At 68.0% G+C, this 15996-nt stretch carries 17 protein-coding genes; 13 read left to right on the top strand and 4 right to left on the bottom strand.

Features of this window, described 5'->3' with window-relative positions:
• Positions 1-8: 8 nt before the first annotated feature.
• The 8 genes from GO308_RS05620 (at position 9) to mazG (ending at position 7391) form a co-directional block, all read left to right on the top strand.
• A complete protein-coding gene (locus tag GO308_RS05620; protein WP_066478706.1) occupies positions 9-1178 on the top strand; it encodes a D-alanyl-D-alanine carboxypeptidase family protein in 1170 nt (389 codons plus the stop codon).
• Positions 1175-1798: a dTMP kinase gene (tmk, locus tag GO308_RS05615; protein ID WP_240884410.1), complete on the top strand. Its 624-nt coding sequence runs from the start codon at positions 1175-1177 to the stop codon at positions 1796-1798. Before GO308_RS05620 ends, tmk begins: the two co-directional genes overlap by 4 nt.
• Positions 1795-2766 carry an AAA family ATPase gene (locus GO308_RS05610; protein ID WP_240884408.1) on the top strand — a complete coding sequence of 324 codons (972 nt, stop codon included), beginning with the start codon at positions 1795-1797 and terminating at the stop codon, positions 2764-2766. Before tmk ends, GO308_RS05610 begins: the two co-directional genes overlap by 4 nt.
• A 9-nt stretch (positions 2767-2775) precedes the next feature.
• Positions 2776-4329, top strand: a complete 1554-nt coding sequence (gene metG, locus GO308_RS05605) for a methionine--tRNA ligase (protein ID WP_240884404.1) — start codon at positions 2776-2778, stop codon at positions 4327-4329.
• Positions 4326-5132, top strand: coding sequence for a TatD family hydrolase (locus GO308_RS05600; RefSeq protein ID WP_240884402.1), 807 nt, complete (start codon positions 4326-4328; stop codon positions 5130-5132). The genes metG and GO308_RS05600 overlap by 4 nt, the downstream gene beginning before the upstream one ends.
• Positions 5129-5893, top strand: coding sequence for an MBL fold metallo-hydrolase (locus GO308_RS05595; protein WP_240884399.1), 765 nt, complete (start codon positions 5129-5131; stop codon positions 5891-5893). The genes GO308_RS05600 and GO308_RS05595 overlap by 4 nt, the downstream gene beginning before the upstream one ends.
• On the top strand, positions 5890-6519 hold the full coding sequence (locus GO308_RS05590; protein WP_240884397.1) for a TIGR02281 family clan AA aspartic protease: 630 nt from the start codon (positions 5890-5892) through the stop codon (positions 6517-6519). Before GO308_RS05595 ends, GO308_RS05590 begins: the two co-directional genes overlap by 4 nt.
• A 143-nt stretch (positions 6520-6662) precedes the next feature.
• Positions 6663-7391, top strand: a complete 729-nt coding sequence (mazG, locus tag GO308_RS05585; RefSeq protein ID WP_240884395.1) for a nucleoside triphosphate pyrophosphohydrolase — start codon at positions 6663-6665, stop codon at positions 7389-7391.
• A 16-nt stretch (positions 7392-7407) separates the two neighbouring features.
• Here the strand turns inward: mazG and GO308_RS05580 are convergent, their stop codons facing one another.
• From GO308_RS05580 to GO308_RS05565, 4 genes are all read right to left on the bottom strand, one after another.
• Positions 7408-7893, bottom strand: a complete 486-nt coding sequence (locus tag GO308_RS05580) for an SH3 domain-containing protein (protein WP_066478689.1) — start codon at positions 7891-7893, stop codon at positions 7408-7410.
• 4 nt (positions 7894-7897) lie between these two features.
• A complete protein-coding gene (locus GO308_RS05575) occupies positions 7898-9301 on the bottom strand; it encodes a nitronate monooxygenase (RefSeq protein WP_240884394.1) in 1404 nt (467 codons plus the stop codon).
• A gap of 84 nt (positions 9302-9385) precedes the next feature.
• Complete coding sequence (locus GO308_RS05570) at positions 9386-10522, bottom strand: glycosyltransferase family 4 protein (protein ID WP_240884385.1); 1137 nt, start codon at positions 10520-10522, stop codon at positions 9386-9388.
• 5 nt (positions 10523-10527) lie between these two features.
• The gene (locus GO308_RS05565) at positions 10528-11451 is read right to left on the bottom strand and encodes an alpha/beta hydrolase (RefSeq protein WP_240884383.1); all 924 of its coding nucleotides are present in this window, start codon (positions 11449-11451) and stop codon (positions 10528-10530) included.
• 18 nt (positions 11452-11469) lie between these two features.
• Between GO308_RS05565 and GO308_RS05560 the strand changes: the two genes are divergently transcribed.
• From GO308_RS05560 to GO308_RS05540, 5 genes are all read left to right on the top strand, one after another.
• Positions 11470-12858: a protein adenylyltransferase SelO family protein gene (locus GO308_RS05560; RefSeq protein ID WP_240884381.1), complete on the top strand. Its 1389-nt coding sequence runs from the start codon at positions 11470-11472 to the stop codon at positions 12856-12858.
• 77 nt (positions 12859-12935) lie between these two features.
• Positions 12936-14348 (top strand): succinylglutamate-semialdehyde dehydrogenase, encoded by a 1413-nt coding sequence (gene astD, locus GO308_RS05555; RefSeq protein WP_066478677.1) that lies wholly within the window; start codon positions 12936-12938, stop codon positions 14346-14348.
• Positions 14349-14464: 116 nt separating this feature from the next.
• Positions 14465-15253, top strand: a complete 789-nt coding sequence (gene cobA / locus GO308_RS05550) for a uroporphyrinogen-III C-methyltransferase (RefSeq protein ID WP_066478675.1) — start codon at positions 14465-14467, stop codon at positions 15251-15253.
• On the top strand, positions 15250-15546 hold the full coding sequence (locus GO308_RS05545; RefSeq protein WP_066670605.1) for a DUF2849 domain-containing protein: 297 nt from the start codon (positions 15250-15252) through the stop codon (positions 15544-15546). Before cobA ends, GO308_RS05545 begins: the two co-directional genes overlap by 4 nt.
• On the top strand, positions 15546-15992 hold the full coding sequence (locus tag GO308_RS05540) for a hypothetical protein (protein WP_066670591.1): 447 nt from the start codon (positions 15546-15548) through the stop codon (positions 15990-15992). Before GO308_RS05545 ends, GO308_RS05540 begins: the two co-directional genes overlap by 1 nt.
• The last annotated feature ends 4 nt before the right edge of the window (positions 15993-15996 follow it).

Here is a 15996-nt window from a genome sequence, read left to right as displayed (position 1 = left end):
CGATTGCCATGAAGAAATTGTCGCTCGCCACGCTCGCGCTGCTCGCTACCCTGGCGCCTGCCACCGCGCAGACGCCGCCCTTCCAGACCCCGGCCCCGGTCGCGTATCTGGAGGACCTGTCCTCGGGCGCGGTGCTGTATGCCAAGGACGCCGACCGGCGGATGCCGCCCGCGTCGATGGCCAAGATGATGACCGCCTATGTCGCGTTCGACCTGATCAGGAAGGGCGAGATCAAGCTCGACCAGATGATCGAGGTGCGGCCGGAAACCTGGCGCAAATGGCATGGGCCGGAAGCGGGATCGACGATGTTCCTGTCGCCCGGCGAGCGGGTCAGCGTCGAGAACCTGCTCTATGGCATCGTCGTCCTGTCGGGCAACGACGCCTGCGTCGTACTGGCGGAGGGAATTGCCGGAACCGAGGAAGCGTTCGTCAACCTGATGAACCAGCGCGCGAAGGAACTGGGCCTGGCCAACAGCCAGTTCGGCAATTCGAACGGATGGCCCGACGAGGGCAGGACGTTCGTGACCGCGCGCGACCTCGCCCGGCTTGCCACGCGGACGATCCAGGATTTTCCGGGCCTCTACAAGCAGTTCTACAGCAAGGACAGCTTCACCTGGGGCAAGACGCTGGGCAAGGGCGATGCAATCACGCAGGCCAATCGCGATCCCCTGCTGGGCCGCGTGCGCGGTGCCGACGGGCTGAAGACCGGGCATACCGAAGAGGCCGGATACGGCTTTACCGGTTCGGCCGAACAGGAAGGCCGGCGGCTGGTGATGGTGCTCGCCGGGCTGAACAGCTTCAACCAGCGGATCGAGGAATCGGTGCGCTTCATGGAATGGGGTTTCGGTGCGTGGAAATCGCGCCCGATCGTGAAAGCCGGGCGGCGGGTGGAAAGCGCCGATGTCCAGCTGGGCGCGGAGTCGACCGTGGGGCTGGTCGCGCCGCGCGACCTGGCGGTCACGCTGCCGGCGGGCCTGTCGCCGCAGCTGAGCGCCAAGGTGGTCTATGACGGCCCGATCAAGGCGCCGATCCGCAAGGGCCAGCAGATCGCGCAGCTGGTCGTGCAGGCGCCGGGCATGGCACCGCAGTCGTTGCCGCTGGTGGCCGAGGCCGATGTGGGCGAGGCGGGCTTTTTCGGGCGCGCCTGGGCCGGGCTGAAGTCGCTGTTCGGCGCTTGAACGGCCGCTTCATCACGCTGGAAGGCGGGGAGGGGGCGGGCAAGTCGACCCAGGCCCGGTTGCTGGTCGACGCGCTCGCCGCGCGCAGCATCGACGCGGTGCTGACCCGCGAGCCGGGCGGCAGCGCCGGCGCGGAGGCGGTCCGCGCGCTGTTGATGCAGGGCGATGTCGGGCGATGGAGCGGGCGCAGCGAGGCGCTGTTGTTCGCCGCCGCGCGCGCCGACCATGTCGAACGGCTGATCCAACCGGCGCTGGCGGCCGGACGCTGGGTGGTCTGTGACCGGTACATCGACAGCACGCGCGCTTATCAGGGTGCGCAGGGCATTGCCGACGCCGATATCCTCGCGCTCCATGCCTTTGGGTCGGGAGGTTTGATGCCCGATCGCACGCTGCTGCTCCACGTCGATCAGGCGACCGGCACGGCGCGGATGCGCGCGCGCGACGGCGGGGCGATCGACCGCTTTGCAGAGCGCGACGCGGGGTTTCATCGGGCGGTCGCCGCCGGGTTCGACCGGATCGCCGCGGCGGAGCCTGCGCGTGTGCGCCGGATCGACGCCGGCGATGCCCCGGACATCGTCCATGCCGCGATCATCGACATGATCGCCGACCTGCTGCCATGACGTCACTGCGCGGCAATGCGGCCGCGATCGCGGCGTTCGATGCAGCGATGACCGGGGGCAAGCCGCATCACGCATGGCTGATCGCCGGGCCGCAGGGCGTGGGGAAGGGTGCCTTTGCGCGCGAGGCGGCGCGGCGCATCCTGACCCGCGCGGCGCCGCTACCCAATATCGACGATCTGATCGCGGCGGGGTCGCACCCCGATTATCGCGAGCTGGTGCGCCTGCCCAAGGATCCCGAGAAGCCCGAACAGGACATCGCACGCAGCATTCGGATCGATCAGGTCCGCGCGCTGCAGCCGGTTCTGGCGACCAAGCCGGCCTTGTCGCCCGTGCGCGTGATCGTCATCGACGCGATCGACGACCTCGAGCGTCCGGCCGCCAACGCGCTGCTGAAGAATCTGGAGGAGCCGCCGACGGGGACCATTTTCCTCCTGGTCAGCCATGCGCCGGGCCGGCTGCTGCCGACGATCCGGTCGCGATGCCGGCTGCTGCGCTTCGCGGCGCTGGGCGACGACGACATGGCGGCGGTGCTGCGCGAAGCGGTGCCGGAGGCGAGCGAGGCCGAGATCGCCGCGCTGGTGCGCGCCGGCGCGGGATCCCCGGGCCGCGCGCTCGCCTTTGCCGGGCTCGACATGGCGGCAATCGAGCGCGACCTGGCCGAGATCGCGCGGACCGGCGACCCGGACAGCGTGATCCGGGTGCGGCTGGCCGGGGCGCTGTCGGGCAAGGCGGCGCAAGCGCGCTATGAAGCCTTTCTGACGCGGACGCCGAGCTTCATCGCGGAGCAGGCGCGCGGCCGATCCGGAGGGGCGCTCAAGACCGCGCTCGACGCTTATGCCCGAACGCGGTCGATCGCAGCCGCCGCGATCGGCCTGTCGCAGGACGTGGTGACGACCGTGTTCGAGCTGGCCGCCGAAGTCGCGACGCTGGCGCCGACGGGGCTTCAACCCGGCGAGACGATGCACTAGGGCAAGGCGATGGCCGACCCCTATTACATCACCACCGCGATCCACTATCCCAATGGCCGCCCGCATATCGGCCACGCCTATGAGATGATCGCGGCCGATGCGATCGCGCGTTTTCAGCGTCAGGCGGGGCGCGACGTGCGGTTTCAGACCGGGACCGACGAACATGGCCTGAAAATGGTCCAGACCGCGCGCGCCCAGGGCAAGGAGGTTCGTGCGCTGGCCGATGAAATGTCTAACTATTTCATTGAAATGGCCGACAGTCTTGATATTTCGTGCGATCGCTTCATCCGCACCGTCGAACCCGATCATCACCGCGCGAGCCAGGCGATCTGGCAGGCGATGGCGGACGCCGGCGACCTGTATCTCGACCGCTATGAAGGCTGGTATTCGGTCCGCGACGAAGCCTTTTACGAGGAAAAGGAACTCGTCGAAGGGGAAGGGGGCGTCAAGCTGTCGCCCCAGGGCACGCCGGTCGACTGGACGACCGAGGAGACGTGGTTTTTCCGCCTGTCGAAATATCAGCAGCCGCTGCTCGACTTCTACGCCGCCAACCCGGATTTCATTCGTCCGGACAGCCGCCGCAACGAGATCCTGCGCTTCGTCGAGGGTGGGCTGGTCGACCTGTCGGTCAGCCGCACCAGTTTTGACTGGGGCGTTCCCGTGCCGGGCAGTCCGGGGCATGTCATGTATGTCTGGGTCGACGCGCTGACCAACTATCTGACCGGAGCGGGTTATCCGGACGCGCCACAGGGCGACCGCTACTGGCCCGCCGACCTGCACCTGATCGGCAAGGATATCGTGCGCTTCCACACGGTTTACTGGCCGGCGTTCCTGATGTCGGCAGGGCTGCCGCTGCCGCGCCAGGTGTACGGCCACGGCTTTCTGCTCAACCGCGGCGAGAAGATGTCGAAATCGACCGGCAACGTGGTCGATCCGATCGCGCTCGCCGAACTGGTGGGCGTCGATGCGCTGCGCTATTTCCTGCTCCGCGACATCAGCTTCGGCCAGGACGGCACATTTAGCGACGAGGCGATCGCGACCCGCGCCAATGCCGACCTTGCCAACAGCTTCGGCAACCTTGCCCAGCGCACGCTCAGCTTCATCGCCAAGAATCTGGATGGCGCATTGCCCGACGCGGGGCGGGGCGACCCGGCCGACAGCGCACTGCTGACCCAGGTCAACGATGCGATCGCCGACTTTGCGGTGCAGTTCGCCGATCTGGCACTGTCGCAGGCGATCGAGGCGTGGATGCGTGCGGTATTCGCGTGCAACCAGTATATCGATGCGCAAGCACCCTGGGCGCTGCGCAAGACCGATCCCGAGCGTATGCACGCGGTGCTCGGCACGCTCGTCCGCGCGATCCGCCAGCTTGCCATCGCGATCCTGCCGGTCATTCCGGGGTCGGCGGGCCGGCTGCTCGACCAGCTGGGTGCGGCGGCGCGCGATCACGCCGCGCTCGAGGATCGCGACTGGTATGTGCGCCAGCAGGCGGCGGGCTTCCGCCTTTCGCCGCCGACCCCCATCTTCCCGCGCATCGTTCTGCCCGAACCGGAGGCGGTGTGAAGCTCGCCGACAGCCATTGCCACCTCAATTACAAGGGGCTCGTCGAGCAGCAGGGCGAGGTGCTGGCCCGCGCGCGCGATCGCGGGGTCGTCGCGATGCTCAACATCTCGACGCGCGAACATGAGTGGGACGACATACTGGGCGTCGCCGAGCGCGAGCCCGATGTCTGGGCGACGATCGGCATTCATCCGCATGAAGCCGACGCGCATCCGCATGTCGACACCGAGAAGCTGGTCGCACGCGCAGCCCATCCCCGGGTGGTCGGGATCGGCGAGAGCGGACTTGATTATTATTACGAGCATAGCGACCGCGATCGGCAGAAATCGGCGTTCCGTGCGCATCTGGCGGCATGCCGTCACACCGGTTTGCCGATCGTGGTGCACACCCGCGATGCGGAGGACGACACCGCCGAAATCCTGACCGACGAGCTGGGGAAGGGGGGCTTTCCCGGCGTTATCCACTGCTTCACCGCCAGCGCGGAATTCGCGCGGATCGCGCTCGACCTCGGCTTTTACATCTCGATTTCGGGGATCGTGACGTTCAAGAATGCGCGCGCGCTTCAGGACACGGCGAAATGGCTGCCTCGCGACCGGCTGCTGATCGAGACCGACGCACCGTTCCTCGCCCCGGTGCCCCATCGCGGCAAGCCGGGCGAGCCGGCGTTCGTGGCCGACACCTGCCGCTTTCTGGCCGAGCTGCGCGGCGAAGATGCCGAGCAGCTGGCGGACGCGACGCGCGCGAATTTTCACCGCCTGTTCGCCAAGACGCTGGCAGGGGCGCCCGACGGAAGCGGCACGGCGTGAAGCTGCGGCTGCTCGGCTGCGGGACATCGTCGGGGGTGCCGCGCATCGGCGCCGACTGGGGACGGTGCGATCCCGACGAGCCGCGCAACTGGCGGATGCGGACCGCTGGCCTCGTGTCGACCGGGCGCACCCGCGTGCTCATCGATACCGGGCCCGACATGCGCCGGCAGCTGATCGACGCACGCGTGGCCAGCGTCGACGCGGTGATCTGGACCCACGCGCACGCCGATCATGTCCATGGCATCGACGATCTGCGCCAGCTGTTCCACAACTCGGGCGCGCCCGTCCGCTGCTTTGCACGTGCGGCGACGATCGAGGATCTGCGCGCGCGCTTTGCCTATGTCTTTCACGGCCGCGCCGGCTATCCCCCCGTCGCGACGCTCGATCCGCTGCCCGACCGGATGGAGATCGGCGACCTGGTCGTCACCACGGTCGATCAGCCGCACGGCGCGATCACCAGTGCCGGGCTGTGCTTTGCCCATGAAGGCAAGCGCATCGGATATTCGACCGATTTCAGCGGAATGACCGACGACATGCGGCGCGTGTTCGACAGTATCGACGTCTGGGCCGTCGATGCGCTGCGTCGCGAACCGCACCCAACGCATCCGACGCTCGATCAGGTCGTGGCGTGGGTAAGCGAGCTTGGCGTGCGGCACGCGGCGTTGATCCATATGGACAACAGCATGGATTACCGAACGCTCTGCGCCGAACTGCCCGAACATATCCGGCCCGGCCATGACGGGATGGAGTTGATACCGTGAATGAACAACAGGCCATCGGGCTGATCGGCAGCGTCGGGTTCCTGGTGCTGGTTCTCGCGTCGCTGGCGGCACGTCGTCCCAATATGTCGCTTGTCCTCCGTTCGGCGCTGGGCTGGATTGCGATCGCGGCGGTGGTTGCGATCCTCGTCGCGTTTCGTGGCGAGATTGGCGGCTTCGTCAACGATGTCGGGGCGCGGCTTGGCTTTGCCGATCAGCGCACGCGGGGCGGCGCGTTGCGCATTCCGGCATCCGATGACGGCCATTACTGGGCCAATGTGCGAATCAACGGCGTGGCGCGCCGGATGCTGATCGACAGCGGCGCGACGACCACGTCCTTGTCGGTGGCAACCGCGCAGGCCGCGGGAGTCGCGATCGATGATAGCGGACTGGTTGCGGTCGTCGACACCGCCAACGGTCCGGTGGAGGCACGGCGCGCGCGGATCGACCGACTGGAGGTCGGGCCCATCCAGACCGAGGACCTTGGCGTGCTGGTCGCGCCCAATTTCGGCGACGTCGATCTGCTGGGCATGAACTTCCTGTCGCGCCTTGGCAGCTTTCGCACCGAGCAGGGGGTGCTCGTCCTCGAACCCGCCGGCACCGCGGCGTCAGCGGAGGAGTCGAACTGAATGCGCTTCGCCGTTTTACATAATGTATATTATCGGACTTTGCGATATGGCGCTGAGGCAGGCCCGGGATCGTCACCGCGCCCCGTCCAGCCCCTCTCTCGTGTCGCACGGGTAACTTGCCCCGCCAATGCGAGCGTCGGCGCATGATCGAACGCCTTGTCGCCATCATGGCGCGACTGCGCGATCCCGAGCATGGCTGCGAATGGGACCTCGCGCAGACGTTCGCGACGATCGCGCCCTACACGATCGAGGAAGCCCATGAGGTTGCGGACGCCATCGAGCGCAACGACATGGCGGACCTCCAGGACGAACTGGGCGACCTGTTGCTGCAGGTCGTCTTTCACAGCCGCATCGCCGAGGAAGCCGGCGCGTTCGACCTTGCCGACGTGGTCGCCGCGATCAGCGACAAGATGGAACGCCGCCACCCGCACATCTTCGGCGACGGAACCAACCCGGGCTGGGAAACGATCAAAGCACAGGAACGTAAACAAAAGAAGAACGATCCGAGTGCGCTGGCGGGTGTTGCCGCCGGCCTACCCGCCCTGCTGCGCGCGGAAAAGCTTCAGAAGCGCGCCGCGCGCGTCGGCTTCGACTGGCCCGACGCACAGGGCCCGCGCGCCAAGGTGGTCGAGGAGATCGCCGAGCTGGACGAAGCGACGCGCGACGATCAGCGCGCCGAGGAGTTTGGCGACCTGATGTTCGCGCTGGTCAATTGGGGACGCCATCTGGGGATCGATCCTGAGACGGCATTGCGCCAGGCCAACATGAAATTCGAACACCGGTTCCGCGCGATGGAGGCCCTGGCGGACGGCGATTTCGCTGCGCTCGGGCTCGATGCCCAGGAAGCATTGTGGCAGCGGGTCAAGGGCTGATCCGCCGTCTCGCGCGTCAGAATTCCTCGCCGGGGTCGACCCCCCACAGGCTTGCCTGCTCGATATAGCCCGTCCGGCCGCGCACGTCGAACAGGCACCACCCCGCGCGGCATTCGTCGAGCTTGCCGACCACGCCCGGTGCAGCACGCCAGTTGATCTTTGCACCGGGGCCGGGCGTCGCCCGCATCGGCGTCACGCCGCCGATCACGACCCCGGTGCGCTGGCTGCTTAACAGATTGACCAGCATCCATCCCTGGGTGCCGTCCGGATCCTCGATCTTGCGCCAGTCCTTGTAGATGTCGACGACGCGGATCGGCAGGTTGTCGCGCCGATAGAGCCATATCGCCGGATAGTTGCGCCCCGGCCCGGTACGCATCATCGCCCGGTCGGCGGCGATCGACGCGAAATACGGCGTCTTGCGCCGCTGGGCGTCCGCAGCGCCGCCGATGCCGGGCAGCACGAGCAGGACGGTCAGCAAGCGCCAGGGAAACCGCCACGCCATCGGCTCAATCCCCCGTCAGGATACGATCGACCAGCTGCTTGACGGTCGGCACGAAGCCGTTGGAATAAAAGGGATCGCGCTTGAACTGATAGGCGGCATGGCCGGCAAACATCAGATTTTGCTCGGTGTCGCCGCCATGCGCGATGTCCTGAAGCGTCTTCTGGATACAGAAGCTGCGCGGATCGACCGGCCGGCCGGTCGAATTGGTTTCGGTATCGGCCCAGGACGAAAAGGCGCACTGGCTGAGGCAGCCCATGCAGTCCGCCTGGTCCTTGCGAATTTCCGCCTTTTCGGCGGGCGTGACGAACACCAGCGTATTGTCGGGTGTCTTCAACGCTTCGGTAAAGCCCAGCCCATGCCATTCGCGCGCGCGGAGCAGGTCGCCACGCGTCACCCAGAAATTCTTGCCGCGCACGCCCACGTCGAGCTGGAAGGTGTGATCGCCGGCCTGCTGCGTCGAAAACGGGATCTGCCGTTCCGACCGCGCTTCCAGGTTGCGCAGGAACGGGTTGCGCACTGCGGAGGAATAGAAGCCGGTGGGCGAGAATTTGTGCAGGAGCACGTCGCCTTCCTCGATCGACATCAGCCTGGCCTTCCAGGCGTCGGGGATCGGGCTTTCCTGCGTCAGCAACGGCCGGGTCCCGAACTGAAAGGCGATCGCGCCCAGTTCGGGATTGTCGATCCAGTTCGACCAGTCGCGCAAATACCAGACGCCGCCGGCCATCACGATCGGAACATCGTCGGAAATGCCGCCCTCGCGCATCGTCTCGCGCAGCGACTTGACCCGCGGATAGGGATCCTGCGGCGCGCGGGGATCCTCGGCATTGCTCAGCCCGTTATGCCCGCCGGCCAGCCACGGGTCCTCATAGACCACCGCCGCCAACCATTCAGACGCCTTTGAATAAGCGCGCTTCCACAGCGCCCGGAAGGCGCGCCCGGAACTGACGATCGGCAGATAGTTGACGCCATAGGACGCCGCAATTTCGGACAATTTGTACGGCATCCCCGCGCCGCAGGTGACGCCCGCAACCATGCCGCGGGTGCGTTCGAGCACGCCGTGCAGCACACGTTGCGCGCCCCCCATTTCCCACAGCACGTTGATGTTGATCGCCCCGCGCCCGCCCGCGATCTCGAAGGCGCGCCGGACCTGCTGGACCGCACCCTCGATGGCGTATTCGATCAGCTCCTCATGCCGTTCGCGGCGGGTAAGTGCGCGGTATATCTGAGGAATGATCTTGCCGTCGGCGTCGTAGCTGTCGGCATTCACCGCCGATACAGTCCCGATCCCGCCAGCCGCGGCCCATGCCCCCGCACTCGCGTGATTGGTGGCGGCAACCCCCTTGCCCCCCTCGATCAGCGGCCACACTTCCCGACCATGATAGGTGATCGGCTTGATGCCCTTGAACAACGACTTCTCCTGTAAAACCGGCGCGACGATAGCGGCATCACGAAAACGAATCGAGCAATTCCTGCAAAGACAGGCGCGGGCGACTCATGCCGACAGGTCGATTCCGCCGATCGCCCCGCCATAAAGCTTGCCATAGGCTGCGATCATCGCTTGTTCGTCGAACAGTGCGTGGGCCCGTGCGAGGTTCGCCGCGCCGATGCGCGCGCGGGCGGACGCGTCGTTGGCCAGTGCCTGGAGCCGGTCGCGCAGATGCACCTCGTGGCGGTCGATTCCCATATAGGGCAGGTTCTCCGGCGCGACCATTTCGGGGATGTCGCCCAGCGGCGGCGCGACAACGGGCAACCCGCTCGCCATCGCCTCCATCACCGAAATCGGCTGCTGCTCGCTGCGCGATGACAAGGCGAAGATGTCGAAGAGACCGATATAGCGGTGCGGTTCGGGCAGGAATCCGGGCAGGTGGACCTGGTCCCCCATCCCCATCAGCTCGGCCGCCTGCACGATCGCCGCGCGCTCGGGCCCCTCGCCCGCGATGACCAGCCGGGTACGCGCGCCAACCACGCCACCGGTGGCGCGGACGAGGAGTGCAAGGTCCTTGACCGGGCGCAGACCGGCGATGGCGCCGATGACGACTTCTCCCGGCCGTCGTCTGAACCCCGGAATGGCGTTGGCGCGCGGCCGGGCGGTGGCATAGCGGTCGACCGGGATGCCGTTGCTGATCCGCGCGACGCGGGCCGCGGGCTGCTTCCACGTGCGCGTCGCGATCCGCGCCAGCGTATGCGATGGCACGACCAGCCGGTGCGCCGCCGCCAGCGCCAGCCGGCGATAGGCGTTGCGCATTGGGTTGAGGCCATTGGCCTCGTCGTCGTTGAAGCCGTCTTCGTGATGGATGACCGGCGGCATCCCCTTGCCGAACACCCGGCGCGCCATCACCCCGTCGATCGCGCCCCAGTTATACGTCAGCACCAGGTCGAAACGGCGCATGAACCGCGCGATCGCCTCATAGCGCGCGACCGACGGACGCCCGGTCAGCGGCGGCGGGTCCTGCGCGATTTCATAGGCGATGCCCGGCGCGATCGCATCGCGCGCGCCCAAAGCGCCCGGCACGCCGGAGACGATGACGTGGCGTGCGCGGTCGCCAAAGGCGTTCATCAGCCGGACGGCACGCGCCTCCTTGCCGCCCAGATCGAAGCTCGAATGCAGATGCAGGATGCGGACCGGCATCGGGTTCAGGCACGCGCGCCGCTGGCCAGCCGCGCGAGCAGCCCGTCGACCGCCGCGACCGCCGCCGGCTCGTCGAGCGTCGGGGCATGGCCGGTGTTCGGAACCGTCACGAGTTCGCCCTGCGGCAGTCGATCGCGCATCCGCCGCGCGACCTCATCACTGAGAATATCCGAGCAGGCCCCGCGCAGGACGAGCACGGGCACACCCGCCAGCGCATCGAGCGCCCCCCACATGTTGAGCCCCGCCTCGTTGCCCGGCACCCGGAACGGTTCGGCGATGCGCATGTCGTAGTCGAGCACGATCCGCCCGTTGGAATTGAGCCGGTACAGCCGCTTGGCCATGCCCAGCCAGTCCTGGATCTCATAGGTGGGATAGGCGTCGGCATTCGCCTCCGCCACCGCGCGCGCGGCATGCATCCACGTCGGGTGCCAGCTGCCCTTGCCGACATAGCCGCGGATGCGCGCGAGGCCCGCCGGGTCGATCTCCGGCCCGACATCGTTGAGCACGGCGCCGACGACCCGCCCCCGTTCGGCCGTCGCCAGCAGCATCGCCAGGATGCCGCCCAGCGACGTTCCGACGAGCACGATCCGCGGCAGGTCGAGCTGGCGCAGCAGCACCTCCAGATCCTGCAGATAGGTAAGCGGGACATAGGTCATCGGGTCGCGCGCATAGGCGCTTTCGCCCCGCCCGCGCAGATCGACGACGATCAGCCGCCAGTCACCCGCCAGCCGCGCCGCCAACCCGTCGAAATCACGGGCGTTGCGCGTCAGGCCCGGCATGCACAGCAGCACCGGGCGATCGTCCGGCCCGGCATAGTCGCGATAATGCAGCCGCAGACCGTCGTTCGACCACCAATAACCGTCCTGCCAGGCGGGTGTGGGCCCGGCCGGGTCGGTCGGTCGCGAACCGTGGTTGCGTTGCGTCGCCATGCCACCCCATATCGCCGCATGTCCAAGCCCCCGCAAGCGCCCGTGTCCTTTCATCCCGAACGCGCGATCCTCGAACTCGGCGACGGCTTCTACGACCCGGTGCGACCGGCGGCGTTCCCCGCGGCGATCCTGCGTTTCCGCAACGACCGCCACGCCGCCGCGATCGGCCTCGACCAGCTCGACGATCGCGCGTGGATCGATCATTTCGCGCGGTTCACCCCACTGCCGGGCAGCCTGGAGGCGCCGCTGGCGCTGCGATATCACGGCCACCAGTTCCGCGTGTACAATCCCGACATCGGCGACGGGCGCGGTTTCCTGTTCGCCCAGCTCCGCGACGGGACCGGCCGTCTGCTCGACCTGGGCACCAAGGGTTCGGGCCAGACACCCTGGAGCCGCTTCGGCGACGGCCGGCTGACGCTCAAGGGCGGCGTGCGCGAGGTGCTGGCGACCGAGATGCTCGAAGCGCTGGGGGTCGACACATCCAAAAGCTTTTCGCTCGTCGAGACCGGCGAGGCGCTGCATCGCCGCGACGAGCCCTCCCCCACCCGGTCGAGCGTGCTGGTCAGGCTGAGCCACGGCCATATCCGGATCGGGACGTTCCAGCGTGTCGCCCAGCTGCGCGACGAGGAAGCGATGCGGCGTCTGATCGCCTATGTCCTGCGCCACTTTTATGGCGAGGAAGCGGAAGACCCGTCGGATGCCGCCCCGCGCCTGCTCCGCCATGTCGTCGGCGCGACCGCGCGGCTGGCGGCGGGGTATATGGCGGCGGGCTTCGTCCACGGCGTGCTCAATTCGGACAATATCAACGTCACCGGCGAAAGCTTCGACTATGGCCCGTGGCGGTTCGCCCCGACCTGGGACGCGACGTTCACCGCGGCCTATTTCGACCATGGCGGCCTGTACGCCTTCGGCCGGCAGGCGGAGGCGATCCACTGGGACGTGATGCAACTCGCCGTCAGCCTGCGCATCGTCAGCGCGGCCGAGCCGTTGATCGCGGCGCTCGATGCGTTCGAGGTCGAATATCGGGCCGCATTACGCAACGCGCTGCTGTGGCGCCTGGGGCGCACGCCCGGCGATCCTGACGACGGGGACGCGCTGGCCCGCGCGCTCGACACCGCACTGGCGCAAAGCCAGGTGCCGATCGACCGATTCTTCTTCGACAGCTTCGCGCGCGACATTCCCGACAGCTACGGCCCGGCATTCGACGACGTGCGCGCGCTGTTGGCGCGTCACGCCCCGCGCAGCGCGCGCAACGATCGCTACTGGCATGGCGATGCGCCGTGCGCGCTCGACATCACGGAGGTCGAGGCGATTTGGGCACGCATCGATCAGGCCGACGACTGGTCGGCGTTCCACGCCAAGATCGACGCGATCCGCGCGATGGGCGCGGCACTGGCGGACGGGTAAGTGCCTGCGTTCGCCAGGTGACTGGCATCGGCGGCAAATCTGGTGCATGAGCCCGGCAACTGGCCGCAGGATGCTGAATGCCGCAGGAACTGATTTCGACCGAGCCCGCCACCGGCGCGGTGTTGTGGCGCAAGCCCCACGGAAATGCCGATACAGAAGTGGGGATCGCGCGCGCCGCGTGGGCGGAATGGGCCGCACGCCCCTATACGGTGCGGGTCGAGACGATGCGCCGCTTTGCCAATGTCGTACGCGCCCGCGCCGACGCGATGGCCGACCTGATCGCCCGCGAAACCGGCAAGCCGTTGTGGGAATCGCGCACCGAAGTCGAAACCGTGATCGGCAAGGTCGACATCTCCGTCAACGCGCATTCGGAACGGACCGGCCAGCGGCGGATGGAAGCGCCGATGAACGGCCGGGTCGCGCTGCGTCACAAGCCGCACGGCGTGCTGGCGGTGCTGGGACCCTACAACTTCCCGGCGCACCTGCCCAACGGCCACATCGTGCCCGCGCTGCTCGCAGGCAATGCGGTTGTGTTCAAACCGTCGGAAAAGACCCCCGCGGTCGGCGAGATGCTGGTCGACTGCTATCGCGCGGCGGGCGTGCCGGAGGGTTGCGTCCGCCTGCTGATTGGCGGACCGGAAGCCGGCAAGGCGCTGGCGGGCCATCCCGACATCGACGGGCTGCTGTTCACCGGATCGGCGCGCACCGGCATCGCGCTCAACCGGATGTTCGCCGAGCATCCCGAAAAGATCCTCGCACTCGAAATGGGCGGCAACAACCCGATCGTCGTATGGAGCACCCCGGACCTCTACACCGCGGCTGTGCTGGTCGTGCAGTCGGCGTTCACCACCGCGGGCCAGCGGTGCGCCAACGCCCGGCGGCTGATCGTCGACGAGCGGCTGGCCGATCCGCTGATCGCGGAGATCGAGAAGCTGGTGGCGCGGATGATCATCGGCGAACCCCATGCCGACCCTGCCCCGTTCATGGGCCCGGTGATCGACAACGACGCCGCCGACCAGCTGACCGAGGCGTTTGTCGGGCTGCTGACGCGCGGCGGCCGGCCGATCCGCCACCTCCACCGCCTGATCGAGGGGCGGCCATTCCTGTCGCCGGGCATCATCGACATGACCCATGCGACCGATCGGCCCGACGGCGAGCTGTTCGGCCCGGTGCTGCAGGTGTTTCGTACCGCGACCTTCGACGAGGCGATCGCCGAGGCGAACAACACCCGCTACGGGCTGTCCGCCGCGCTGATCAGCCAGGAGCCGACGCTGTACGAGCAATTCTGGTCGAACATCCGCGCCGGCGTGGTCAACTGGAACCGCCCCACCAACGGCGCATCCTCGTCCGCGCCGTTCGGCGGCGTCGGCTGGTCGGGCAACCATCGGCCGAGCGCCTATTATGCGGCGGATTACTGCGCCTATCCGGTCGTGTCGTCCGAAGCCGAGCTCGCCCGGGCATCGATCGGCATCGGTCTGCGCGACGGGTGACGTCCAGCGCCAGTCCGGCGTGATTTGGTCCGCGTCCGGCGCGGAAAAGTTCTGCTACGGTGACGCCAAGCATCGATCGATTGCAACTTGCGCGGCGGCGGCGCATCTCGAACGGCATGACAGAGGCGCACTCCGCTACCCGCGACGGCCGGGTCATCCTGGTCGGGGCCGGCCCCGGCGATCCGGGGCTGCTGACCCTGCGCGCTGCCGATGCCCTGCGCATCGCGGATGTCGTCGTCCATGACGGCCTGATCGACCCGCGCATGCTCGACCTGGCACCGCGGGCGGCGGCGCGGATTTCGGTGGCCAAGCAGCGCGCGCGCCATACCCTGCCGCAGGAGGCGATCAACGCGCTGCTCGTGGCGCACGCCCGCCGCGGCGCGACCGTCGTCCGGCTGAAGGGCGGCGATCCGTTCGTGTTCGGCCGCGGCGGCGAGGAGGTCGAGGCGCTGCGCGACGCGGGCATCCCGGTCGAGGTCATTCCGGGCGTATCGGCGGCGCTCGGCTGCGCGGCGCAGGCGATGCTCCCCCTCACCCACCGCGACTGGTCGAGCACGGTCAGCTTCGTCGCCGGCCAGTGCAAGGGGCTGTCGGAACAGGACTGGTCGGGGCTGGCCGGCAACGGCCGGACGCTTGTCATCTACATGGGCGTCGCCACGGCTGCACAGATCGCGGAGAAGCTGATGGCCGACGGGGTTGCCCCCGATATGCCCGTCGCGGTGCTGGAGCGCGGCACCCATGCGGATGCCCGCGCGCTGCGCACCCTGCTCGCCGATCTCGGCGCGATGGTCGCGCGCCAGCGCGTCGCGTCGCCGGCCGTCATCGTCGTCGGCGAGGTGGCGCGGCTGGCCGATGCGCAGGATCAACTGGGGCAATGGGCAAAAGCGGCGGAGGCGCTGGCGTGAAGATCCTGACCGGCAATGACCTGAAGACCGGCGATGTCGTGTGGTGGACCGGCAGCGGGTGGTCGCGCCACGTCGCCGACGCGATCGATGTCGCCGAGCATGGCGAGGCGATCGCGCGCGAGGAGGAAGCCGCGCGGCGCGTGAACGTGCCCTATGTCATCGATGCCGTGCTGGGCGGGGATGGCCCGCGTCCCGAGCATATCAAGGACCGGATCCGCGCGCTCGGGCCGACGGTGCGCGCCGACCTGTCGCTCAAGCCTGCCGACCCGCAAGCCGGCAGCTGGGTGATCTGATGCGCGCCGGGCATCTGGCCGTGCTGGCGCTCGCGTGCGCGGCACCCTCGTTCGCGCCTGCCTCCGCCCTCGCGCGAGCGCCCGGCGAGGCGCGCGAAACGCGACATGTCACGCAGACCTATCTGCGTGCGAAGCCCGGACTGCGCGCCGATCTGATCGCCTATTTGCAGGCCAACTGGTTCGCGATGGACCGGATCGGCGTCGAACGCGGCCTGTTCACCAGCTATGCGCTGCTGGAGCGTGGCGACGAAAGCCAGGCCGAGTGGGACGTGATCGTCACTGTCGGCTATCCGACCGAAGCGGGCTATGACGCGCCGGGTGTCGCCGAGGCTTTTCAGGCCATCCGCGCGGCACACCGCGAAGTGAAGATCGGCGGGCGCGGTTTCGCCGAGCTGGGCGAAATCGTCCAGCACCACCCGCTTGCCGTGGTCACGCACAACCCGTGACCCG

This window comes from Sphingomonas sp. SFZ2018-12 (assembly GCF_022496715.1).
In the GTDB taxonomy this organism is placed as follows: Bacteria; Pseudomonadota; Alphaproteobacteria; order Sphingomonadales; family Sphingomonadaceae; genus Sphingomonas.
This window is presented reverse-complemented; position numbering and strand designations above follow the sequence as displayed.